The 20,941-nt window shown below is 48.4% G+C and carries 28 protein-coding genes and 1 pseudogene; 12 read left to right on the forward strand and 17 right to left on the reverse strand.

The genetic code is table 11. The features are described 5' to 3' along the window. Positions 1-21 precede the first annotated feature (21 nt). From ACDO57_RS06415 to ACDO57_RS06425, 3 genes are all read left to right on the forward strand, one after another. Entirely contained in the window at positions 22-615 is a 594-nt protein-coding gene (locus ACDO57_RS06415; protein ID WP_061715235.1) for a TetR/AcrR family transcriptional regulator, read from the forward strand. A gap of 74 nt (positions 616-689) precedes the next feature. Beyond that, positions 690-1,289 carry an NAD(P)H-dependent oxidoreductase gene (locus ACDO57_RS06420; protein WP_061715236.1) on the forward strand — a complete coding sequence of 200 codons (600 nt, stop codon included), beginning with the start codon at positions 690-692 and terminating at the stop codon, positions 1,287-1,289. Positions 1,290-1,573: 284 nt separating this feature from the next. Beyond that, positions 1,574-2,116 (forward strand): cysteine hydrolase family protein, encoded by a 543-nt coding sequence (locus tag ACDO57_RS06425; RefSeq protein ID WP_061715237.1) that lies wholly within the window; start codon positions 1,574-1,576, stop codon positions 2,114-2,116. 65 nt (positions 2,117-2,181) lie between these two features. Here ACDO57_RS06425 and ACDO57_RS06430 read toward each other — a convergent pair whose 3' ends face one another. Together ACDO57_RS06430 and ACDO57_RS06435 are read right to left on the reverse strand one after the other, a co-directional pair. Further along, positions 2,182-2,658, reverse strand: coding sequence for a WbuC family cupin fold metalloprotein (locus ACDO57_RS06430; protein ID WP_014883727.1), 477 nt, complete (start codon positions 2,656-2,658; stop codon positions 2,182-2,184). Positions 2,659-2,794: 136 nt separating this feature from the next. Continuing rightward, positions 2,795-3,580, reverse strand: a complete 786-nt coding sequence (locus tag ACDO57_RS06435) for a phosphotransferase family protein (protein ID WP_370883702.1) — start codon at positions 3,578-3,580, stop codon at positions 2,795-2,797. A gap of 179 nt (positions 3,581-3,759) precedes the next feature. Here ACDO57_RS06435 and ACDO57_RS06440 point away from each other — a divergent pair, with 179 nt between their 5' ends. After that, entirely contained in the window at positions 3,760-4,782 is a 1,023-nt protein-coding gene (locus tag ACDO57_RS06440; protein WP_370883703.1) for a DUF2971 domain-containing protein, read from the forward strand. 16 nt (positions 4,783-4,798) lie between these two features. Here the strand turns inward: ACDO57_RS06440 and ACDO57_RS06445 are convergent. The 4 genes and pseudogenes from ACDO57_RS06445 to ACDO57_RS06460 form a co-directional block, all read right to left on the reverse strand. Further along, positions 4,799-5,373 (reverse strand): annotated as a pseudogene (locus ACDO57_RS06445) (tail assembly protein). A 10-nt stretch (positions 5,374-5,383) separates the two neighbouring features. Beyond that, on the reverse strand, positions 5,384-5,635 hold the full coding sequence (locus ACDO57_RS06450; RefSeq protein ID WP_370883704.1) for a DUF1441 family protein: 252 nt from the start codon (positions 5,633-5,635) through the stop codon (positions 5,384-5,386). Positions 5,636-5,781: 146 nt separating this feature from the next. Beyond that, positions 5,782-7,698: a ClpP-like prohead protease/major capsid protein fusion protein gene (locus ACDO57_RS06455; RefSeq protein ID WP_370883705.1), complete on the reverse strand. Its 1,917-nt coding sequence runs from the start codon at positions 7,696-7,698 to the stop codon at positions 5,782-5,784. Beyond that, entirely contained in the window at positions 7,695-7,889 is a 195-nt protein-coding gene (locus ACDO57_RS06460) for a hypothetical protein (protein WP_370883706.1), read from the reverse strand. The genes ACDO57_RS06455 and ACDO57_RS06460 overlap by 4 nt, the downstream gene beginning before the upstream one ends. A 177-nt stretch (positions 7,890-8,066) precedes the next feature. Here ACDO57_RS06460 and ACDO57_RS06465 point away from each other — a divergent pair, with 177 nt between their 5' ends. After that, positions 8,067-8,597 (forward strand): hypothetical protein, encoded by a 531-nt coding sequence (locus ACDO57_RS06465; protein ID WP_370883707.1) that lies wholly within the window; start codon positions 8,067-8,069, stop codon positions 8,595-8,597. A 242-nt stretch (positions 8,598-8,839) separates the two neighbouring features. Here the strand turns inward: ACDO57_RS06465 and ACDO57_RS06470 are convergent, their stop codons facing one another. The 4 genes from ACDO57_RS06470 to ACDO57_RS06485 are packed head-to-tail and all read right to left on the reverse strand — an operon-like array spanning position 8,840 to position 11,141. Next, the gene (locus ACDO57_RS06470) at positions 8,840-10,261 is read right to left on the reverse strand and encodes a helicase RepA family protein (RefSeq protein WP_370883708.1); all 1,422 of its coding nucleotides are present in this window, start codon (positions 10,259-10,261) and stop codon (positions 8,840-8,842) included. Beyond that, positions 10,258-10,581 (reverse strand): DUF4222 domain-containing protein, encoded by a 324-nt coding sequence (locus ACDO57_RS06475; protein WP_370883709.1) that lies wholly within the window; start codon positions 10,579-10,581, stop codon positions 10,258-10,260. The genes ACDO57_RS06470 and ACDO57_RS06475 overlap by 4 nt, the downstream gene beginning before the upstream one ends. A gap of 4 nt (positions 10,582-10,585) precedes the next feature. After that, positions 10,586-10,765, reverse strand: coding sequence for a hypothetical protein (locus ACDO57_RS06480; protein ID WP_370883710.1), 180 nt, complete (start codon positions 10,763-10,765; stop codon positions 10,586-10,588). Further along, on the reverse strand, positions 10,758-11,141 hold the full coding sequence (locus ACDO57_RS06485) for a host cell division inhibitor Icd-like protein (RefSeq protein ID WP_370883711.1): 384 nt from the start codon (positions 11,139-11,141) through the stop codon (positions 10,758-10,760). The genes ACDO57_RS06480 and ACDO57_RS06485 overlap by 8 nt, the downstream gene beginning before the upstream one ends. A gap of 81 nt (positions 11,142-11,222) precedes the next feature. Between ACDO57_RS06485 and ACDO57_RS06490 the strand changes: the two genes are divergently transcribed. From ACDO57_RS06490 to ACDO57_RS06500, 3 genes are read left to right on the forward strand one after another with little or no spacing between them, the layout of a single operon-like run. Next, positions 11,223-11,414, forward strand: coding sequence for a YlcI/YnfO family protein (locus ACDO57_RS06490; protein ID WP_096928059.1), 192 nt, complete (start codon positions 11,223-11,225; stop codon positions 11,412-11,414). Continuing rightward, the gene (locus ACDO57_RS06495) at positions 11,404-11,943 is read left to right on the forward strand and encodes a hypothetical protein (RefSeq protein ID WP_370883712.1); all 540 of its coding nucleotides are present in this window, start codon (positions 11,404-11,406) and stop codon (positions 11,941-11,943) included. The genes ACDO57_RS06490 and ACDO57_RS06495 overlap by 11 nt, the downstream gene beginning before the upstream one ends. A gap of 10 nt (positions 11,944-11,953) precedes the next feature. Continuing rightward, positions 11,954-12,841, forward strand: coding sequence for a restriction endonuclease (locus ACDO57_RS06500; protein ID WP_096928061.1), 888 nt, complete (start codon positions 11,954-11,956; stop codon positions 12,839-12,841). Between the two features lie 31 nt (positions 12,842-12,872). Here ACDO57_RS06500 and ACDO57_RS06505 read toward each other — a convergent pair whose 3' ends face one another. Continuing rightward, complete coding sequence (locus tag ACDO57_RS06505; protein ID WP_096928062.1) at positions 12,873-13,103, reverse strand: AlpA family transcriptional regulator; 231 nt, start codon at positions 13,101-13,103, stop codon at positions 12,873-12,875. 535 nt (positions 13,104-13,638) lie between these two features. Beyond that, positions 13,639-14,340 carry an Arm DNA-binding domain-containing protein gene (locus tag ACDO57_RS06510; RefSeq protein ID WP_370883713.1) on the reverse strand — a complete coding sequence of 234 codons (702 nt, stop codon included), beginning with the start codon at positions 14,338-14,340 and terminating at the stop codon, positions 13,639-13,641. 303 nt (positions 14,341-14,643) lie between these two features. On the opposite strand from ACDO57_RS06510, the gene ACDO57_RS06515 reads away from it, so the two are divergent. Next, positions 14,644-15,114, forward strand: a complete 471-nt coding sequence (locus tag ACDO57_RS06515; RefSeq protein ID WP_061715243.1) for a hypothetical protein — start codon at positions 14,644-14,646, stop codon at positions 15,112-15,114. A gap of 47 nt (positions 15,115-15,161) precedes the next feature. Here the strand turns inward: ACDO57_RS06515 and ACDO57_RS06520 are convergent, their stop codons facing one another. Next, positions 15,162-16,085, reverse strand: a complete 924-nt coding sequence (locus ACDO57_RS06520; RefSeq protein WP_370883714.1) for a LysR substrate-binding domain-containing protein — start codon at positions 16,083-16,085, stop codon at positions 15,162-15,164. A gap of 33 nt (positions 16,086-16,118) precedes the next feature. Then, positions 16,119-16,646 (reverse strand): MarR family winged helix-turn-helix transcriptional regulator, encoded by a 528-nt coding sequence (locus tag ACDO57_RS06525; protein ID WP_061715245.1) that lies wholly within the window; start codon positions 16,644-16,646, stop codon positions 16,119-16,121. Between the two features lie 132 nt (positions 16,647-16,778). Here ACDO57_RS06525 and ACDO57_RS06530 point away from each other — a divergent pair, with 132 nt between their 5' ends. From ACDO57_RS06530 to ACDO57_RS06540, 3 genes are all read left to right on the forward strand, one after another. Continuing rightward, on the forward strand, positions 16,779-17,936 hold the full coding sequence (locus ACDO57_RS06530) for an MFS transporter (RefSeq protein ID WP_061715246.1): 1,158 nt from the start codon (positions 16,779-16,781) through the stop codon (positions 17,934-17,936). Positions 17,937-18,018: 82 nt separating this feature from the next. Further along, positions 18,019-18,456 (forward strand): VOC family protein, encoded by a 438-nt coding sequence (locus ACDO57_RS06535; RefSeq protein WP_370883715.1) that lies wholly within the window; start codon positions 18,019-18,021, stop codon positions 18,454-18,456. Between the two features lie 13 nt (positions 18,457-18,469). After that, positions 18,470-18,907, forward strand: coding sequence for a VOC family protein (locus tag ACDO57_RS06540; RefSeq protein WP_370883716.1), 438 nt, complete (start codon positions 18,470-18,472; stop codon positions 18,905-18,907). Between the two features lie 66 nt (positions 18,908-18,973). Here ACDO57_RS06540 and ACDO57_RS06545 read toward each other — a convergent pair whose 3' ends face one another. The 3 genes from ACDO57_RS06545 to ACDO57_RS06555 form a co-directional block, all read right to left on the reverse strand. Next, positions 18,974-19,627 carry a LysE family translocator gene (locus ACDO57_RS06545; RefSeq protein WP_032646101.1) on the reverse strand — a complete coding sequence of 218 codons (654 nt, stop codon included), beginning with the start codon at positions 19,625-19,627 and terminating at the stop codon, positions 18,974-18,976. Positions 19,628-19,829: 202 nt separating this feature from the next. Then, entirely contained in the window at positions 19,830-20,213 is a 384-nt protein-coding gene (locus ACDO57_RS06550; protein ID WP_032651221.1) for a hypothetical protein, read from the reverse strand. A gap of 147 nt (positions 20,214-20,360) precedes the next feature. Further along, entirely contained in the window at positions 20,361-20,843 is a 483-nt protein-coding gene (locus tag ACDO57_RS06555) for a glutathione peroxidase (RefSeq protein ID WP_370883717.1), read from the reverse strand. Between the last annotated feature and the right edge of the window lie 98 nt (positions 20,844-20,941).

Here is a 20,941-nt window from a genome sequence, read left to right on the forward strand (position 1 = left end):
GATAACGGTTTTGAGGAAAATATGGTTGTTAAGCGCTTAAGAAAAGAGGACCGCCGCGTGCAGCTGCTCGAGGTTGCACGCGGAATCGTTCGCCAGCAAGGCACGGAGGCATTGACGCTTGGCTACCTGGCCGAGCGGGCCAACGTCACCAAGCCTATCCCCTATGACCACTTTGGCGATCGTGAAGGGTTGCTGATGGCGCTGTACCAGGATTATAGCGATCGGCAGCTGGCGAAATTCCGTGAGACGCTGGCGGTCGACAGCAAAACGCTGGAAAAGACGATCCGCTTTTTCAGCGCCGCCTATATCGACTGCGCCATTACTGCCGGGCCCGAAACCGGGCCAATCGCGGCTGCGCTGTCCGGTTCCCACGCGTTGCAGACGTTTCGTGAGGCATGCGTGGCCGAATGTGCCGACTGCCTGCGTACCGCGCTTTCCCCTTTTATCGTCTTAAAAGGCGTTCAGGGGGAAGCGGTACTGACGGCCATCATTGGCGCGGCGGACGCGCTCAGCACCGCGGCGGGCAACGGCGTACTCGCCCGAAATGTTGCAGAAGATATGCTCAGCGGCGCCATGACCGGCGTGCTGGAGACCTACGCGCATAGCACAAAATGATCGTCAGGGGCGGATTGACACTTAAGTTACCATTAGTAATATAGGTGTCACTACTCCCCCATTTTGAGGTCGCTATGTCTGCTACACATGCCTTTAATAACGCACTGATCGTGACGGCTCACCCTGTCGACAATTCATTATCCCATTCGCTGGCAACCCGTATTGCCGGAAAATTACGCGAGCAAGGTACGCAGGTTGAGATCGCCGATCTGCATGCTGAAGGGTTTAATCCGGCCATGTCTCGCGCCGACCTTGATTTGTATCACGGCGATCCGAGCGCCCTTCCCGACGATATTCTGCGCGAGCAGCAGCGCGTCGAGCGAGCGGATATGCTGGTGTTTGTCTTCCCCGTGTACTGGTGGTCGGTCCCCGCGCTGTTGAAAGGCTGGTTCGATCGCGTATTAACCCTGAACTGGGCGTATAAGGTGGCCGACGACGGACGGATTGTGGGCAACTTACGGGATGTTCCCGTCCGCCTGATTGCCACTGGCGGCAGCGATCTCACCGGATTTGATAAACACGGCTATTCGACGGCGATTCAGACGCAGATTATCGAAGGCGTATTTGGCTTCTGCGGGTTGAAGAACGTTAAGCTCGATATCCTTTACCAGGCAGATACGGCGACGCCTGAGCAGGTTGAGGAATTCCTGAAAGGGCTCGGCAGTATTCAATAATATCATCCCGGCGCAACGCTAACGTTGCACCTACTGATGTTGGTGTATTGAAGAGAATCTCTCACCAGAGCTATAACTGTACGCGATAGTTACGCTAACAGCGAAATAAACAAAGGTCATTGCATGTATCAGTCAGTTCAGCCAACAACCACGCTCACCACCACCGGAACCTTCGGCGGCGTGAGTGTATCTGTAGCAAACGACTGACAAACAGAACCTCAATCCCCGCCACTCTGGACGGGGAAATATCTCTCCGTTCACCACCCTCTGAATGGAGAAATAAAATGGTTTCGTCTGACAATGCACTCCTGGTTATCGACATGCAGCAGGGCCTCTTCCGGGGCCCGGTTTCCCCCTGTTCCGCCGATGCCGTTCTGGAAAATATCCGTTTGTTAATCACCCACGCGCGACGCGCGCAGGTGCCCATCTTTTTTGCCCGCCATATTGGACCAGACGACTCCCCGCTCTCAGAGAAGGGTCCGTTAACACAGCTGATACCCGAGCTGGGCGTGAAGGAGCAGGATGTTGTTTTCACCAAGCGCTATCCCAGCTGTTTTAGGGATACGGTATTGCTACGAGAACTTAATCAGCGAGGTGTCAAACAGCTGGTCATTGCCGGGATGAAAACTGAGTTTTGCGTTGATACGACCTGTCGGGCCGCACCGGAGCTGGGTTTCAGGACGGTATTGATTTCTGATGCGCATACCACAATGGATACTGACTATTTATCCGCCAGCGACATTATTGCCCATCACAACAGCACCCTGGCAGGTCCGTTCGTGACGCTGTCGACTGCCCGCGACTGGCATTTTAATAGGGCGAGTTGAGTTGGCGGGTTCGTCTCTCTCTCTTCCCCGGTGCGCCTTTGCGCGCCGGGGACATGAGTGCACAATTACAGGGTAAAACCACCGTCACCCACCTGCGCCTGAGCGTACCATTTCATCAACTCCGCGCTACCGGGTGCGTTCTCAGCCGGTGACCATGGGGCGGTATCGTGCTCAGGAACGGGCTGGTAGCCACCGTGTTTTACCTCAAAAATAACGCCGCCTTTATCCAGCGACAGCACGGCATGCCAGGTACCGGCATCCATCTCCAGCACTTTGCAGTCTTCACCTAACACCACACGCTGGGTCACGTTACCGCTGTCATCAAAATTCAACACCAGAAAGCGACCGCTCAGCGCCGTCAGCAGTTCAAACGTGTGCGGGTGGCGATGGGGGCGAACATAGGTACCGGGTTCCATCGCGATGGCCAGGCGCTGCACCGGGTCGCTCAGCTCAGGGTGTAAATTGCGATGGGCGCGTAAGCGAGGAGAATTTGCAGCCTGCTCGCTTTGTTGCTGCAGGTCACTGAAAGTAATTTGTTTCATATACACCTTTGTGAATGGGGTCATCTGACGGCAACCCGATTGCCGCAAGACGTTATACCATCCTGAACGGTTGATGGGCGATGGCATTTGTGAAACAAATCGCTGCATGGATTTCGCATGCTCTGTTACAACGAGCTCAAAGCAGTGAGATGGACTCATCCAGCCAGCCGGGTAGATGTTCTCTGTACCAACTCAGGTAGAGATTAAAATCATTCTTTTTCCGTTCGTGCAGAAGTAACATGACTTCAGTGACAATCCATGCTTTAGCGAGAACGATTTCTCTGGCTAACCTGCCTGCGACCGAATGCGTGGCAAAAACACAGTAGCGCTCAGCAAGTTGTAAAATGCTTTGTTTTGAGCCCATCCCCTGAACCAGCGGAGCAAGGTCGATTGCCGGACTGCCAATACCGAATCTTTCCCAGTCGAAAAGGATCATATCGCCGTTTTCTCTTCTGCCCCAGTTACCCACATTGGTATCACCAGAAATTAAACATTCCTGACTAAACAAAACGCTGCTCGCTTGCTGAAAACATCGCATCTGCCGCTCAGTACGGACGGGTAATTCCAAAAGAGACAAGGACTTTTCAAGCGCTGACTCAGACCAGGAGTGAGTGTGATAAATCCATGCGGGGCCAGCAGGATAACCGTGAAGACATGAAAGTCGTTTCAGTATGTCGTCTCCTGCAACCTCATTCTGGGAGATCTTTTGAGGAACATATTCAAGCGTCAGGCTGCGTCGGTGTAGATCGGCATGAAACAGCCGTGGGGATTCAACAACGCCACTGAGTGGTTCCGCCGCATGTTCATAAAAGCCGTATTCAACATCACTAACAGGGCATTTTTCTATCACCTGATTGCCATGGTGATCCACAATCAGATGGACTTTTGCTGCGCCCATCTTGGACAAGTTTTCGCCAGCCATACCATCCTCATGCCGCACGTTCGGTTTCAAGACGTAAGTATAGTGTGATGGATCATCATGCAATACGTTGAAAACAACCTACTGGTTTTTAAGCGTTTTTCCCTATATCATATCTGTCGTTTTAAGAGCAGCAATACACATTGCAATACACATTGAAAATGTAGAGAGAACTCTCAAATATGTATTATTTCAAATATTTTAGGAATGACTCTTACTTCGAAAAATCAATAAGATACAACGAACTTTTTTTTGCTTCCAACAGCACACTAAACGATCCAATGGATTTGTGGTTCAATCCTGTGCTTTGGGATGACATCGAAAAATGGAAAAAACTTCTAGAACATCTAAATTATTTTGGCATATATTTTTCGGATTATATTAGAAAACCTCAAAATGATAATTTCTATAAGGATATAAACAATTTATTCTGCAATAAAAATTTAACAAAAATAGTTGAAGATAAATCAAAAATCCAAAAGAAGATTGCTGAAATAATCGAAAATCATAATATAGCATCTGGGCAAGACATTGATTCTGCCGCATCATTTTTGATTGATAAATTTTGCAGACTTAAAGATGAAATTAATTTTTTATCTGTTTCCTTTAGTAAAGACCCTTTTAATTATCTAATGTGGTCACATTATGCCAATGGTTTTAAGGGATGTGTATTGATTTATGATTTTGAGCATGGGAATACAGAACTAAAAAAACACATTCATGGCGGGGAGGCATTAATAGTAGAAATGCAAGATGTGACTTATTTAGACAGAATAAGTCAAGTGGATTTATGGTCATTAATATTCAACAATGTCTTTACAGACACTTCATGCTTTATCGCTAAGAATAAACACTGGGAATATGAGAGAGAAAGCCGACTTGTAATCTTCTCTCATGCAAGGTCTGCAGGAGAAATACTTCATCATGAAGTATCTTTGATTAAAGGGATTATTTTTGGCTCGCGCTGTGATATTGACTTCAAAGAGCGAACAATAAAAGCCTTGAACGACAACAGATCGTTTGGAGAGCAGATCGATTTTTTATCATTTGATTCAGCATTAAATGACAATAATGAAATTCAAATAATATCCGGCAAAACTCACAACATAAAAACAGGAAGAGCAAAAAAAATGACTTGCGAAGAGGTTGCCGAGTGGAATAACAAGTTCGACTATACTCAAAATTTCATCGACAACCTTGCCTAAATTGAACAGGCTTTAGCTATAGTTTGTCTTCAACATATATGCCTGCCGAAATTATAGCGCCGCCTATGCGGCGTTTACCGTAACACAACGGTACAGGATTCCCTTGGGCGGTAGTGTTCGTTACACCACCAAAAGCATTTGAAGCCTTATTATCGGGATCCTGCTTACTAGATAGCCCTCCCGGCTGCGGAGAAAGCATTTGTGCAACCCCACCCATTGTCATTGCAGCCCCTGCAGCAAACATCATGTTACTGGCAGCAAAACCAACTCCAGGCATCCAGATAGATGCAACGACTAATACCGCACCCAAAATAGTTTGTAGTAGACCAGACCTTTTACTTCCCATAATAACTGGCACAATGCGGATTTCCCGACCACCAGCTGGGAACACAAGTTCGTCTTCCCCAATATTTTGTTTCCACGAAAAATACTGAATGTCAGCCCGCGGGATTTACTCGTATTCAGATACTTCTCGAATCCGGGCAGCGTTGCACACAAAGCCCGGATAGCTTCCTGCGTCGTAGTGATCAGGCGCTTATGTTCCCTTCCAAATATTTTGGCTAATGAACCGCTCAGTTTAATCGTCGTCATTACCTCAGTGCTATGCATTCTGTCTTCCCCCGCAAGTGTAGATCGCTGATAAAGCTGATTTGAGATCGTATAATTTTCGTTTACAACTACTGCCCGGCGCGGGTGGAATATCCCGCAGGCGCTTTGAAACTGTCTGCCTGTGTACCCCCGTAACATCAGCCAGTTCGGTAATCGTTAACCGTATTTGTTTCATCATTCCCCCCAAAGATGATGAACAAAAAAAACACAATCCATCATCTTTTCTATTTTTCATCATTTTCATGACTGTAAAATCATACAGTTAGCACATGATGATGATGACCATAGAATTTAAAAACGAGTCGTTTCCCGCGATGCCGCCGCCCCGTGGCAGGCATCCCCGCCGGGAGTACCTTTTAAAAAAGGGCAGCATCTGCCGCCCTCCTGTCGTCATGCCGCCCCGATCGACTTCACCATGCCCCGATAATCCAGCGCCGCCACGCCAGCATCGATACGCACCTTCCATGCAATACCGTCCACGGTGAAGCCCTCCAGCTGCTCCAGATATGGCACGTCCATTCCATCCAGATAAGCCACCTCGATGGTGTCGGTTCCTTGCGCTGCAGTGACGTACCACTCCTTGTTGTTGGCCTTGTCCAGACGCGGCTCAACCACTACCTGCGCCATATCCTTCACGACGTTAATAATGCCGGGGTTTTGATTCAGCGTGCCACTCTGGTCTACAGGGAACAGTGAGGAGGAAGACAGCACGGCGCGATTTGCCAGCCCTTCCAGCGCGGCCGGTACAAGAATATAGGCAGGAATGACGTTGATAGGATCGCCGTTCGCATCCTGCTGCAGGCGCATGGCCTTACGGGCTTCATTGAGTCCGTCTGTATCCATCCCTTTCGCGATGAGGTTTTTATGATCGGCATGGAACAGCGCTTTGCCATCTGTGAATTTACTGTTGGCAGTCAGCTGCAGATAGACCAGATTGCCGACCGTACGCGCGGCAGCACGCCCCATCGCCTGTGGGATAGTTGAAAGTTGGCTCAAATCATCGTTGATGATTGCCTGACGAGTAATGGAGAAGATATTGCCATAGGTAGCCAGGGCGATCGGCACACCACTGTCGCTGGTTGTGACGTATTTATACTCTGCACCTTCCGGAACCTTAGCAAGTTCAGAGAAGCCGTTCAGTCCCACACGCTTGGCTTCATGGAAGTTGGATAGAGAACCGGTTTTCGTCCACTGCTGGAAAGTTTCACCGCTGTTCTGCCAGCCAGTCAGCACAGATTTTTCAGCGCCACCAGCAAGGATATGAGAGAAATCACTGGTGCTGTGCGTGAAGGCCAGATTCACAATCTGCGAGCGGTTACCGAAACCACTGACGCTGATACCTCGATCCACCAGCGATGCCTGCGCCATTTCAAACAGGCTCATCATGGCATAAGGGTTTCCCCGTTCGGCGCGTTCGTGACCCAGACGGGCAAAAAGTCCCTGGCGGATAGCATCACCGGTAATGTTGCCATTACCTGCATAAATGTGCGCATCCGTGGTTTTGTTCGACGGTGTCGCAATCTTACCCAAAGATGCCAGGAGCATGTCTTTCGCTTTTTCCGGTGTGCAGTCCACATCCTCCAGACACTGCATTTTCAGGGCATCATGTTTTCCGCCGAACATAGCAAACAAGTCTTTAATTCCATTGATGCGATTTTGTTCCGGTACCGCGTTATTTGTGGAGCCTTTGGGAGTGGTGATCATCCCTTTAATATCTTTTGGCATATGCTCAAAATCCTCAATTCGTTTTGACTCAATACTGGCCATTGCACTGACGGCGGGTAACAATTCGTCAGCAAAACCCTGCGCCACACATTCACGGCCATCCATCCATGTTTCATCCTCCAGCATTTCCGCCAGTGATTCGGCTGATTTACCCGTTTTGCGTGCATATGCCGGGATCAAGACACTTTCGACTTTATCCAGCAGTTCGGCATAGTCGCGCATGTCGTTGGCGTTCCCACCAGAGATTCCCCACGGTTTGTGAATCATCATGAGCGCGTTTTCGGGCATAACGATACGGTCGCCAGCCATTGCAATAACTGACGCCATAGAAGCGGCCAGACCGTCGATCTGCACGGTGACTTTTGCCGGGTGTTTATTCAGGAGGTTATAGATAGCGATGCCGTCGAAAACATCACCACCGGGTGAGTGAATGTGCAGGTTGATATTGGAAATATCGCCTAGGGCTTTCAGGTCTTCAGAGAACTGCTGGGCAGTGATACCCCAGCCGCCGATCTCCTCGTAAATGCTGATTTCAGCACTGTTACCGCTGCTAGCGGCTTTAATGGTGTACCAGCCTTTCATACCCATCCCCCCAGCGTCTGGTGATGCCAGTAATTCACGCTGCTACGGACAATCTGCCCTTTGGTAGGGACAGGCATTTCCGGGTGGTTTTTACGTATGAATGACTGATACTCCTCGATTTTCTTCATGGTTTCAGCATCGATATGAACCGTACCGCCTTTATCGTGCTGCTTATTGTTTCGTTCTTCCATCCTCTTACCCTTATCGTGATTGATGGTACATATACAATCATTGATCACTAAAAGTGGTAAGTAAAATCATTTTTATCAGAAAAACAGGTTTATAAAAAACACTGGGAAATGAGATAACAACCCATGTGTAACACAATGTAAAAAACATCGCTGTATAATCCTTAAAAGAGGTCAAAAATGGCTTTAAATTATTTGGATTTAGACCAACAGACACGTATTCATATGGCTGAAGAAATTCAGTTTGATAAGGATCACAACAACTTTTATTTGAGTAATTACCTATCTCCTGAGGGAAAGGCGCAGTGGCCTGCGTTACTAGAAGAGTCTGTGCAGCACGATGATCATTGGTTAGAAAGAGAAATAATTAATCGGCGATTACTTGCTGAGTTTTACCCAAAAAGAAAACCCAACAGCATGGAGATGACACAAGCAAGAGTCCCTCGCACAGCAGCACAAACACTAGCGGAAGGTGAGTTTAACAGGCTGTATGCAAGGGGCTTGTGTGCCAGAGTTATCTCTGAAGGGGGACATACTGTAGAGGCATACCGAGCGAGACATTCAGAAAATCCCCGACCAGAGTCAGAACGTATAATCGGTCATAAATTTATCCCACAGGATATTATTCAAGATTTACGCTCAAACCCTGGCGTTGATACGGCGATTGGTGTCCCTCCGGGACCCAACTCGGGAATTTCGATAAAAAAATAACGAAAAAATCACTTTTTTTTCTTAGACCATCACAGCACCACATTTAAACCATGTGGGGATAATTCCCCACATCCTCCCCATTTTGTTAGCTTCCCACTTATTACCCACCAGTATTTTTGTTGAACAACCACAATCTCCGTATTGACGAGGGTTAGAGCGTTTTTACCCACTTTGTCCAAGTATATAAGCGCAAAGTGGGGAAAACGGAGGGTCTCCCCCACACCTCCCCGCTTACTACCCACTTACATGCCCACTTCCCTTAATGACTGTATAGTTAACAGATCACAATTCTGAATAATCAATCCATCGTCTACTAACTTTTGAACCCAGCGGCTAAAGTGCTTAGTATCTGTACCTGTTGCTTTCAAATCATCGCGGATAAGAGCCCTGGTACAAGGTTCACCTTGTGCCGTTCTGCTTCGAATCGCCTGCCACAGAGCCATATGGTTACCTGTTAATTTAGCTATCCCTACCAACTCTGGATCTACACCTTTTGCCTCTCGTGGAACATCATTAACCACCAGCGAAGATATCAGTTCGCCATCGCGATCGGTAAACAGTTCCACCGTGCGCAAATCGAATGCTGCCTGTTTTGGCTCCTCCGCATCTTTCATCTTCGTGCAGGTCAGGATTATCGCCCCACCATCCCCCTCGCGCCGGACATTGAACTCAGCATCGAGCGCAGCCCTGAAAGCACTGGAACCACGAGCGCCTTTTGTATCGTCTTTTCCTGAATGATGCACCACCAGCAACGTGGTGCCAGTCTCACGCTTGATGACGTCGCAGCCTTCGATAAACGCCCCCATATCACGAGCATCGTTTTCATCGTTACCACCGAAGCACCGCGCTAACGTATCTACGACAATCAGGCGAACCGGCTGTCCCGTTCTGGACTTAACATCACGCGCAGCTTTGATCATCTCCTGCATTTCCTCACGGCGAACCGGGAAAACCGGACGGTTTACCAGATACAGATTATTCAGTTTCACACCATGTCTTTTCTCCCACGCCTTTATTCGCCGCGGGACGCCAATGCCACCTTCACCCACTACGTACATCACAGCGCCGGCTGATACCGACTTCCCAGCCCACTTCATCCCGGCTGCAACGTGGCAAGCCCAGGACACCGCCAGAAAACTTTTATACGAACCGCTCGGGCCGTAGATACTGCTCAGGCTGTTAGCGGGAAGGTAACTCTTTAACGTGTAATCCTGCTCCTGATCGTACCCATCAGAGCCCACGCTTAAAGGAAGACTGTGCCGCAATGACTCCTCCCCTATAGATACTTCAACCTGCTCGCGCAAACGGGAAAGATATTCCCTCCAGTCCTCAGGCTCATGGTCGGGAATGCCTTTATACAATCTGGCATCCTGCACGCCAGCCACCGCCAGCTTTTCAGCAATGTTATTAATCTGGATAGGCTTTATATTCCCGGCCAGGTAAATCCGCACGGCACGACGGCCATCATCCACAATGCGCAGGTTATCCAGCTCTGCCAGTTGTTTTGGCCCAAGGTAAACTGGAGGAGTGGTATCTTCGGCAATCTGTTTACCAAGCCCCTCTTCCCAACCCTTCGCATGGGCGTATGCTTCTGACCCGGCAAAAATAACTGCCTCCGTGAATTTTTCTTTTGGCAGGTGTTTCAGATTCGGTGCGTTTTTCATTTCAGCCCCTTATCCCATCCGTCAGATCCAACACTCAGCGGCAAAGAAGAGCGCAGAGCCGCGATTTTTTTACGCCCGTTTTCTTTTACGGTCTCCTGCCACTCCCGGCTTTCCTCTGGGAGATTAATAAATTCTTTTCGGAACCGATATTCAGAAAAAATACACTCATGTGAATACCCATCCCGGACATACGTAATACGGCTATCCGTTACGCATGTGACAGTAATTTTTTCCCCGCGAGAATCTTTCCAGCGACTGTTAAGCTCGATTTTTGGTTGAGCGCTACCCTCAGGCTGAACCTGATTGAATTTTTTAATCATGAAGTTATTCCTTGTCGGTAACCGTTAAACCATATGCATCAGCAGCCTGACGAACTGCCCGGATAAAACCTTCCGGTGTGGCCACGATTTCATCCGGACGAAGGCGGCGCTCTGTAACCTGACCGTTTTTAACCGTCACCAGTACGCGGATCTCGTAATCAGCGGGTAAGTCGGACTTATCCATGGCGCACCTCCATTGCCACAGCTTCATTGCTGCAAGGATCGCTACCCAGAATGCTCCATAGGGTACGATTCTCAGGATCCATAAACGATACTGAGAGCGGGCTTTCGGTCCGGATTTTGGCGGCAAAGGTTAAGTCCCAGCCACAGAACTTTGCACGGGCAGTATCTTCAGTGTCTGCAACTGTGCGCAGAACTACCGGTAGACAGGAATTACCTCGCGGCGTGCCAAGGAATAGCCATGTAAATTTAGGGTGAGTTTGGGTATGCTGTGTTACAGCCATAGTCGTTACTCCTGTTAACGGTTGGTGGTTAGATGTTCCTAGGTGGTTGCAAGCACCTAGGAACATCGTCAATAGTATTGGTGTGACACACCACATACCCCAGGTGTGTCACACGTCAATATTTACTTTCCCTGATTATGCTGTATTGTGTGTCACACTTAGGTGGGAGATAAATACATGGCTACAGCAGATAAAAATGCCAAATCACAGTTACTGAAAGCACGTGTTCCGCACGAAATTGTAAATATGATGAATGCACTTAAACATCCAGATGAATCAACATCGCAATTTATAACTACCTCAATTATCTCTGAGATTGAAAGACGCAAGCTATCGATAAATCCCAATGGTGAATCAAGTGACGAATAATAAAATAAACTCGATAAGCGAGAAATTAATAGCTTCTTATTGGCAGAATAATTCCACTCATAAAGGGAATCTCGGAGAAATGATTGCAATTCATCATTTCGAAATCACAGGACAAGCTTTTATTCATGTAAACCAAGATTCATGGTCTTATCCTCCTGCAATGGAAAAACTTGGTGCTAAAAGACCAGACTTTTTCTTGCTAAATAAATTCAACATTTGCAAGATCATGGATGTTAAAATGCATGCTTTAGATGAGAGTTTTAATTTCACTCTACATAACGATGAAATAGTGCAATATGTAAGACTCCACGAACATCTGATGTCGGTTTTGAACTGTAAGTATGCAGACATTAATTTTGAATTTTTTGTAATACCTTTAAACTCTCAGGAAGAAAGTTTTGCAACAGTATCCTTTCAAGAAATGATTGATTCAGAGAATGAAGTCACCTTATCATCAGGTCAAGGTAAAGTAAGGTCATTCAATTATTCCGTATCAATTCAAAATCGTTTAAAACCACTTTTTAAATAGAGGGTATGATGTGTTAGATTTTAAAGAACTATCTAAAGACGGCCAAGATTTAGAGTTACTTACCCGAGAAATATTGTTTAGTCTAGGTCACAGAGTTTATTGGAGTGGAAGAGGCCCTGACAGTGGGAAGGACTTAGTTTTTATAGAAGAATATAAAAGCATTTTTGCCCCATCAACAAAAAAATGGTTAGTTCAGTGCAAACATAAAGCTGAGAGTTCTAATGCTGTAGGTACTGGTGAGTTAGATGGGATTTTAGACAGTTGCGCTCAACATGAATGTGAAGGATACTTGCTCGTGACATCAACGTACCCTTCATCAACTGTTGCGGGTCGACTGGAGGATATTACTAATTCTCCAAATAATCGTATTACCGCTACCTATTGGGACTCTGTAAAAATTGAACAAATATTATCAACACCGGACTTATGGGTGATTGCACAGCGTTTCTTCCCAATCAGCACACAAGGTTGGAAAATTTATGCGACAGAACGTCCGAACCATTGGATAGCTAACTATAAAGGGTTCTACTTCCATATTAGCAATCGCATTGGTTCGGATCACATGTATCAACTAGAATATATAGAGGAAAAGGTTGAAGAAATTATAAATTCATCAAACACATTACCAGATAAACACTTTTTCAGATTAAGAAGCGTTTACTTTGATGATAAACATGGAACATATACTTGGTACATTGATTACATGCATCCACATGGAACTCCACCTGTAAAACCACCAACAGGAGATTTTGATTTCTTCTTCTCCGAAGAATGGAATGAAAATTATGACTTCAAGACAACAACTTATTTAGAGCATAGTGATCATTATGATAAAGATCATTATGATTATTATGATCCACACGTTGGTCAATTCATTCTTGGCATGAAAAGATTTTGAAGAAACAGGGGGCGTATATATGCCCCTTTTTTCACAAAGATTCCCATTCCCCACGAATCCAAGCTTGTACCTCAGAAAGCCGATATGCAACGGCTGATGGCCCAATTTTGATGCGCTTCGGAAATTTTCCTTCCTGTTCCATGCGCCAGCGCGTTGAGTTAGACAACGTAGTCATTGCCCGGCATTCAGGTTCCCGAATCATTCGGTCAAGCTCAGGCATGTACTGGAGATCTTCTTTTTTCACAACGGATAACATAGCCATATCAGGCACTCCTTTTCTTAATTACTTTTACTGTATTTTCTTCACCCACCAGCCCATCAAGGTAGTCAACCCATCGGTCCAGTGCTTCTTGTTTCTGGGGGATATACTTGCTGCGGTTATAGATTCAGGCCACGCCCTTTATAGTGTGTCCCCGCAGCTGCTCCACTACATAAAATCGACGCCCATATCGTTGAGACTTGTTGAGAAGGTTCGTCTCAGGTCATGTAATGACCAGCGTTTTTCATGTTTCAGAGATATAAAATTTGTGCATCCCATGGTGCTGACGTTTGAATCAGATTTTTAGTTCACCGAGTATGTACCTACGCCTTTTAGTCTCTTCGTGCAGGTTTACGATCCACTGCCGCATTTTCTGAGGCACCGGGCGGAGAATCTCTTCACCGTTTTTACTGTGCTCTTTCGGCACCGTCCAAAGCCATTTTTCGAAGTCCCATTCATCCCATGTGGATAGACGAGCCTCACTGCGCATGCATCCAAACACAAGGCACAAAATCGCCATCCGTTTTTTTGTAATTCATCACACGGTTTTTCCCCTGCCATGAAAGTACACGCCCAATAGATCGGCAACATAGCTTTCCTCAAGCACCCGCTCTCTCTTGTTCTGATATTTACCGATATCACCAGGGCTCAAATCATCCAGCACATTACATCGCACATACTGGCGCACCCGGCAGTATTTGAAGATGTGCTTTAACTCAATCAGCATCGCGGCAGACTGAACCGGCGCGATTTTCTTTATACGGTCAAAGCACTTGATCCAGTCAGACAGGTCGCATTTATCGACAGGAAACCCGCCGATGCAGGGAAAGATGTATCTCTCATAACAGCTATAGAGGCGCACAGTCTCTTTGCGTTTTTCCCTGGCATAGTTATCAAACCAGTAATCGATAGCGTTCTTAACAGTCACAGGAGTGAACAGGCTCTCTTTGGTGAGTTTGTTCTCTATCCTTGGATCAAGTCCCTGTGACAGCCATCCCCGACACTCGTCCCTTTTCTCCCTGGCCTGTTTAAGGGTCATATCTGGATACTTGCCTAACGTCATCCAGACGGGGGCACTTTGTCGGCCTGAATGCCTAAAGAAAAAAACAAAGCTTACTGTGCCACTCGTGCTAACCCTGACAGACAGCCCCCGACCATCGGCAACCATCTTTTGACGCTTCTGCGGTTTACCATGTAAGGCTTTTAGCGCCTTATCGCTTAACTTGTTCTCGCCCGCCATAAAACCTCATTCTGCAATACACATTGCAATACACACTTAGCTACAACGCTGAAAAACAGTAGAAAAGCAATGCAAACAACATTTCTTTATTCTTCATAATTAACAATGAGTTAATGAATGAATCTGGTTCTTCATGCGTACCCATGAGGTAGTGTGATGGATAATGGATCATCATCCGAGATTGAGTAAAACTCACATTGATTCCCACTATTTATCGTTTTTCAAAAGTGACGCCCCTGAAATACCATCCATTCATCCCTGGGATAGAAAAAATAAATAATACCAAGCCTGTATGGAGCACCTATGACACTCGATGTTTTATTCCATGTAATGAACATTATCTCGCCTCATAAATTTAGCGCCCAAGCAAATGTGCATGAGTTGATAACGTTACTTTCAACAGAAAAAGAAAGCTCAGAAGCGCTTTCACCTTTCATCCACCGACTGCACCTCCTCTCTTTCGCCCAAAGCAATCCGGGCAACGCCGAAGAGTTGCTCTCAGCGCATTTACCAAAAGAGGATGGGATCCTTCCGCTGCTTGACTTTGCGCAGTGGCCAAAGGTGCGTTACGCCGCGTCAGGCGAAGCTCAGACGCGTGAATCCGAGGAGTATTTCCGTGCCATGACCTCGGCTGCCAATCTGCTACGCACTGCGCTGATCGATGCTGAACGCGCAAAAGGGACGCCTGCGCTTTATATTCTCGAAAAATTACTTAACCTGAACAGCGCCCTGCCTGAAAGATATAAAAAGATGGCGAATATTCCCTACGCATAAATACGTTCAATATGCGGGATATTCCATAATAAATATTCCGCTATTTATTAAACCCGCTTTTCATTGTAATTAAGACAGACGATATCCAAAGAAGGCACCACCGGCGCGTTAAGGTTAAGCCACGCCAGCAGCCGTTCAATACTCTGTCCTCTGAGCGAATTTTTGGGCCAGACAAGGTAGTAACCGTCCCCTGTTGCTATCGCCTCCCTGAAAGGCAGCGCGAGCAGGCCGCTTTTCAGCGCGTCGAGCGTGAGCCGGAGATCGGCCATCGCCACGCCGTGTCCGTGCATGGCCGCAAGGCTTCCCTGCTCCAGGGTGTCGAACACGATTCCACCGCTCATGTCGAGGCCGGGGAATAAGCCCGTCCTTCTCAGCCAGCGCTTCCAGTCCCGTCTGTCCGGTGACGGATGAATAAGATCGCAATCTGGAAGCGTATGCCGGGCAGACTCCAGCAAAGACGGAGTACAAACGGGAATAAGCCATTCGCTGAAGAGCAGCCTGCTTTCTGTTGACTCGCCGAAATAGCCGTTACCGAGGAGGATCGCACAATCGTAAGGCTCACGACTGAAATCAACCGTGTCGAAGTCCATCCAGACGCTGGCAATTTCGATTTTCGGCTTCGCGTGGTTCTCGCGGAAGGATTTAAGCACATCCAGAAGCCATCGCATCGTCAGCGAGCTGGGCGCTTTAAGGCGCAGAAGGTGGTTTTCACTTTTGAATGCACGACAGGCCCACTCAATATTCGAGAAACTTTCGCTAAGCTGCCCGGCCAGAATACGTCCGGCATCGCTGACCTCCACTCTCGGCCCCTGTCGTTTAAACAATTCGCAATCGAACCACATTTCCAGCGTCTGGACATGCCTGCTGACCGCCCCCGGCGTGATATGGAGTGTTTCAGCCGCTTTGCTGAAGGAGTTCAGCCGTGCGGCAACTTCGAACGCGCGCAGCGCATACAGTGGCGGTAAAGACATACATTCCCTTTTTGTAAGGTGTAATCATGCAGTTTATGTATTATCGGCACACGGTGACGTTTCATCCCATTCCTCAGCCGGAAACGCCAGCAGCAATTCCCTCAGCAGGGACTCAAGCTGCGCGTGCTGCGCATCAGACAAGTTGCTCAGCAGCGCATTTTGCGTCTGTGTGTGCACGATCAGCGCCTGTTCGATACGCTCCTGCCCGTGCGGTGTCAGGCTTACGAGCGTGCTGCGCTTGTCATCCGGATCGGCAATTCGCCTGATAAGACCTTGCTTTTCGAGATGGCTGAGCCGGTTCGTCATCGCCCCTGAGGTGATCAACAGCGATTTATACAGCTGTGTGGGGGAAAGGCAGTACGGCTCACCGGCGCGGCGCAGCGTGGCGAGCACGTCAAACTCGCCCTCGCGAAAACCAAACTGCGCCATCGCCTCCGCCCATTCTTTTCCCAGATGCTTCATCAGCCGGAGCATTCGGCCAAAAATTTTCATCGATGAGGCGTCCAGTTCCGGCATGGCACGGCTCCACTGGCCGACAACGAAGTCTACATGGTCTTTCATTTTCACCCCTGATGGCGTGGGTATTTATCCTGTTGTGCGGTACATCTTACGCAAAAACACATTTTATCTTAACGTTAAGATAAATGCTTGTGGCAATTTGCCCGGCCATTCACAACCGAAAAGGATCTCCTGTTGAAACGCACATCGCCTTTACTCTTCGCCGTTATCGCTTTTATCGTCGGGTTGAACCTGCGCCCCATTCTGGCCTCTGTCGGACCGTTGTTTTCCGTGCTGCAGCGCGAAGCGGGGCTAACGGCTACGCAATTTAGCCTGCTTACCACCCTGCCGGTCGCGATGATGGGACTGGCCGCCCTGTGTGGACCCAGCCTTTTAGCCAGAGTTGGTGCCGTACGGGGAATTATGCTCGGGCTCTTCATTCTGCTTATGGCCTGTTTATTACGCGGTTTTAGCGCCTCACCGGAGAGTCTTATGGGCACCGCGTTACTGGGCGGGGCCAGTATCGGCACGATCCAGGCCTTAATGCCTGCCCTGATAAAAAAGGAATATACGCAAACGGCCAGCACGATAATGTCGCTATTCAGCACGGGCATTATGGCCGGTGCGGCAGTCGCCGCCGCCAGCGCCGAGCCGTTGTTTTCATGGCTGACGCTGAAGCCCACGCTGGCAATGGCCGGGCTGTTAGCGCTGCTGGCGCTGGTACTGTGGTTAACCCTGGTTAAGCATCCTCAGGGGGAAAAAACAGCCCCCGAAACCGTTACGCTCTCCTCCTCCCGTACGGCACTGCTGTTGCTCTTTTTCGGCGTGGGAACGGGAGCCTATACGCTGGTATTGGCCTGGCTGCCCCCGCTTTATATTCAGGTGGGATGGTCCGCACGCAGCAGCGGCTACATGCTGGCCTGGCTGACGTTAACCGAGGTTGTCGCAGGGTTTGCCGTCTCCGCGCTGATCGGTAAATTCCCCGACCGTCGCGTGCCGCTGATCGCCGTATTGTTGCTGCTGCTGGCGGGACTCCTGTGTCTGGTCTTTTCGCCGGGTACAACGCCGGTATTATCTACGCTACTGCTTGGCATCGGGATCGGCGCCCTCTTCCCGCTGTCGCTCATCGTCACATTCGATCATGCGCGAACGCCCGCGCAGGCCGGGAAGTTACTGTCAAAAGTTCAGGGAGGTGGATACATGATCGCCGCGCTTATGCCGTTAATTGCGGGGATCGTTCGCGACAGTTCGGTCTCGCTGACCAGCGCATGGCTGATCATGAGTGCGGGAGTCGTGCTGCTGATCGTCATCGCGTTGAATTTTAAACCCGTCGTGGGCGTGCAGGCACGATGAATGCGATACCAGAATTGAGAGTCGTATTTCTGCCAGTCGTAATATAAATTCAGGGTGAATTACACCTCACGCAGGAGTAGATATGTCTCAGACGTTAGCGGGAATAGATGTCTTGTTTGTCGCCGGGTTCGGGCCCATTTCTCGGGATACGGAGTCCAGCACCGCGTTTTATGTCCAGACACTCGGCCTTCCTCTGAAGCCGATGGAGGGGAATACCGATTATCTGCTCACTGAAGAGGGCCAGCTGGCAGGCGTGAAGCATTTTGCCGTCTGGCCGCTCGCACAGGCGGCTATGTCATGTTTTGGCGAAGAACAGTGGCCCGCAGAGCACCCGATACCGCAGGGATGGGTTGAATACGAAGTACAGGATCTCGATTCTGCTACCCGTATTCTGAGTGAAAAAGGCTATCGGTTACTGGTGGCTAACCGTATGGAACCGTGGGGGCAAACCGTCACTCGCCTGCTCAGCCCGGAAGGCTTGCTTACCGGGCTGACGATTACGCCGCGGTTGCGTGGATAGAGGATGTTATAAGGTGCTGGCTTATATCACGATAGGGACAAATGACTTTCAGCGCGCCGTGAACTTTTATGACGCTATTTTTAACGTGCTGGGCTATTCACGTCTGCCCGCCTGGACTGATAGCTGGGCAATGTCGGGAAACGAAAATCATCCGGATGACGAATTTAGCTTCTGCATTTGTCCTCCTTTTGACCAGCAACCCGCGACAGCGGGAAACGGGACAATGTTCGCATTCAGAGCCGATAACGCGGAAATTGTCAGACGCTTCCATGCAGCGGGCCTCCGTACGGGTGGGAAAAATGAAGGCGTGCCCGGTACACGAACCGCCTACGGCCCCGATTTTTATGTTGCCTATCTGCGCGATCATGACGGGCATAAACTGGCATGCGTTTACCGGAATTATTCACCTGATGCAGATACGCTCTCAGGAGAAGAAGAGTCACTTCACTAATAAAATTTTACAGTATGGTCCGCTTTGAGCGAGGAGCGGACACTGGGTTTACCCTTTCGGTAAAACTTAACTGGAAGATTTCGATACGACACCAGACCCGCTAAACAACATGCGGATGCCGAGGCCTATCATGACAACGCCTGTAAATCGTTCCTGCCATTTGATAAAGCCTGGGTGTTTACTTAGCCAGTTTCCAAATGTCCCTGATGCCATTGCGACTGATCCCAGGGAAATAATTCCTGCCAGCTTCTGGATACTCCCCAGAACAAGCAATTGCAGCCAGACAGGACCCGCGGCGGGATCGACAAACTGAGGAAGAAAAGCGAACATGAACAGTAGGGATTTGGGGTTAGTCAGGCTGTTCAAGGCGCCTTCTTTAACGGCACTCCAGTCAGAAATTTTGGCAGTTTTTCGCAGCCGCGTATCTGTGCCTGAAGTCGCAATCATTTTTATGCCCAGCCACATCAGATAAGCCGCACCAGCCCACCTTAACAGATCTAGCGCAACCGGCCAGGCATGAACAACGGCTACCAGCCCCAGGACAAGAAAAGAAACTTGCACAAAACCAGCTACAAATACATTACCCAGTACCGTAAGCAGTGCAATACGTCTTCCCTGACCGACTCCTCTTGCGATAGTTAGCATCATGTCTGGTCCCGGAGAAATCTCCAGAAGCGTTAGCGCGAGAAGAAAAGTGATAAACGTTTCGATGGAAGGCATCTTGGTTGAGTCCGGATAAATATTTCTGCTACGTTACCTCAGTCCGATTCGAGCCGAAAGTGGAATATACTGCAGCGTCTGCTCCTGGCACGGAGCGGACGTGTTAACGAAGCTGAAGGTCTGCTGTGAGCGAAAAGCGGACATTGTATTTATGAATGACTTTTCATTGCCAAGTAAATTATTATTTGCCGCTTTTTTCTGGTTAATCACGAACACCATCATAATCATTAAGTATTTGCATCAACAGTATTCTTGGTATGTCTTTTGTGGATACTCTGAAACTGGTACTCAGACGCGAGGAAATTATAGCGGAAGTAATTTTATTATGATCGTAGGCGATGGACATATGCTTTCCTATATTCTGTCGGGTCATTTCCGACAACCTTTTGCCACATTCATCGGAAAATCTAAAGATTAAATTCTCTGCACCTGTCTCATCCTTCTCTACATAATCAATTGACTTTACACATCCAGGGGAAAAAGAAGTTTTCTCATTACCGACCGAAAAAAACAAACTCCCTTTTGCTGCCGTCGATGTCAATGGCACAAGCGCTGCGAGTAACAACACCCCGAACTTGATTTGCATCTTCTTCTCCTTTTGTTCGTTGACCTGCTCTCCATAAATTAACATATCTCAACGTTATCAACGTTATCAACGTCTGCTTCTGGCACAGAGCGGATATCAGAATATCGGCAATCCCCAACAAATGGATGGCTCTAGCGGCAAAAACACTCACCTCCTCAGTGCCTCAACAATTGCCCCCTCCATTTTTTCGGGCGTAGTCATCGGAGCAAAACGCTTGAGCGGTTTACCGTCGCGTCCGATTAGAAACTTAGTAAAGTTCCACTTAATCCGCTCGCCCAGCACGCCGGGCAGTTCGTTTTTCAGATAACGAAACAGCGGATGCGCTGCGTTACCATTAACCTCGACTTTCTCAAACATCGGGAAGCTCACGCCGTAGTTGATGTAACAGGTTTTCGAGATTTCGTCGGCGCCGCCGGGTTCCTGTTTGCCGAACTGGTTGCAGGGGAAGCCCAGCACGACTAATCCTTCATCGGCGTATTTCTTGTATAGCGCTTCAAGGCCACCGCACTGTGGCGTGAAGCCGCACTGGCTGGCGGTATTAACGACCAAAACCACCTTTCCTGCATAGTCGGCCATAGAGATAAGCTGCCCATCCAGACGGGTGGCGGTAAGTTGATAAAAGCGAGTCATACTGAAATCCTCAAAGCAGGCCGAAAAGTCACGGTAACCATCAACGAGCCGCCACCGTGTAGAAAGTTTACATTCACGCAGGCTATTTGTGATACATT

This window comes from Enterobacter cloacae complex sp. 2015409 (assembly GCF_041365315.1).
Lineage (GTDB): Bacteria > Pseudomonadota > Gammaproteobacteria > Enterobacterales > Enterobacteriaceae > Enterobacter > Enterobacter pseudoroggenkampii.

Excerpts from the sequence above, each read along its gene's own strand:
- ACDO57_RS06415 (WP_061715235.1), top strand. The coding sequence starts at position 22 with ATGGTTGTTAAGCGCTTAAGAAAAGAGGACCGCCGCGTGCAGCTGCTC.
- ACDO57_RS06420 (WP_061715236.1), top strand. The coding sequence starts at position 690 with ATGTCTGCTACACATGCCTTTAATAACGCACTGATCGTGACGGCTCAC.
- ACDO57_RS06425 (WP_061715237.1), top strand. The coding sequence starts at position 1,574 with ATGGTTTCGTCTGACAATGCACTCCTGGTTATCGACATGCAGCAGGGC.
- ACDO57_RS06430 (WP_014883727.1), bottom strand. The coding sequence starts at position 2,658 with ATGAAACAAATTACTTTCAGTGACCTGCAGCAACAAAGCGAGCAGGCT.
- ACDO57_RS06435 (WP_370883702.1), bottom strand. The coding sequence starts at position 3,580 with ATGGCTGGCGAAAACTTGTCCAAGATGGGCGCAGCAAAAGTCCATCTG.
- ACDO57_RS06440 (WP_370883703.1), top strand. The coding sequence starts at position 3,760 with ATGTATTATTTCAAATATTTTAGGAATGACTCTTACTTCGAAAAATCA.
- ACDO57_RS06450 (WP_370883704.1), bottom strand. The coding sequence starts at position 5,635 with ATGAAAATGATGAAAAATAGAAAAGATGATGGATTGTGTTTTTTTTGT.
- ACDO57_RS06455 (WP_370883705.1), bottom strand. The coding sequence starts at position 7,698 with ATGAAAGGCTGGTACACCATTAAAGCCGCTAGCAGCGGTAACAGTGCT.
- ACDO57_RS06460 (WP_370883706.1), bottom strand. The coding sequence starts at position 7,889 with ATGGAAGAACGAAACAATAAGCAGCACGATAAAGGCGGTACGGTTCAT.
- ACDO57_RS06465 (WP_370883707.1), top strand. The coding sequence starts at position 8,067 with ATGGCTTTAAATTATTTGGATTTAGACCAACAGACACGTATTCATATG.
- ACDO57_RS06470 (WP_370883708.1), bottom strand. The coding sequence starts at position 10,261 with ATGAAAAACGCACCGAATCTGAAACACCTGCCAAAAGAAAAATTCACG.
- ACDO57_RS06475 (WP_370883709.1), bottom strand. The coding sequence starts at position 10,581 with ATGATTAAAAAATTCAATCAGGTTCAGCCTGAGGGTAGCGCTCAACCA.
- ACDO57_RS06480 (WP_370883710.1), bottom strand. The coding sequence starts at position 10,765 with ATGGATAAGTCCGACTTACCCGCTGATTACGAGATCCGCGTACTGGTG.
- ACDO57_RS06485 (WP_370883711.1), bottom strand. The coding sequence starts at position 11,141 with ATGTGGTGTGTCACACCAATACTATTGACGATGTTCCTAGGTGCTTGC.
- ACDO57_RS06490 (WP_096928059.1), top strand. The coding sequence starts at position 11,223 with ATGGCTACAGCAGATAAAAATGCCAAATCACAGTTACTGAAAGCACGT.
- ACDO57_RS06505 (WP_096928062.1), bottom strand. The coding sequence starts at position 13,103 with ATGGCTATGTTATCCGTTGTGAAAAAAGAAGATCTCCAGTACATGCCT.
- ACDO57_RS06510 (WP_370883713.1), bottom strand. The coding sequence starts at position 14,340 with ATGGCGGGCGAGAACAAGTTAAGCGATAAGGCGCTAAAAGCCTTACAT.
- ACDO57_RS06515 (WP_061715243.1), top strand. The coding sequence starts at position 14,644 with ATGACACTCGATGTTTTATTCCATGTAATGAACATTATCTCGCCTCAT.
- ACDO57_RS06520 (WP_370883714.1), bottom strand. The coding sequence starts at position 16,085 with ATGTCTTTACCGCCACTGTATGCGCTGCGCGCGTTCGAAGTTGCCGCA.
- ACDO57_RS06525 (WP_061715245.1), bottom strand. The coding sequence starts at position 16,646 with ATGAAAGACCATGTAGACTTCGTTGTCGGCCAGTGGAGCCGTGCCATG.
- ACDO57_RS06535 (WP_370883715.1), top strand. The coding sequence starts at position 18,019 with ATGTCTCAGACGTTAGCGGGAATAGATGTCTTGTTTGTCGCCGGGTTC.
- ACDO57_RS06545 (WP_032646101.1), bottom strand. The coding sequence starts at position 19,627 with ATGCCTTCCATCGAAACGTTTATCACTTTTCTTCTCGCGCTAACGCTT.
- ACDO57_RS06550 (WP_032651221.1), bottom strand. The coding sequence starts at position 20,213 with ATGCAAATCAAGTTCGGGGTGTTGTTACTCGCAGCGCTTGTGCCATTG.
- ACDO57_RS06555 (WP_370883717.1), bottom strand. The coding sequence starts at position 20,843 with ATGACTCGCTTTTATCAACTTACCGCCACCCGTCTGGATGGGCAGCTT.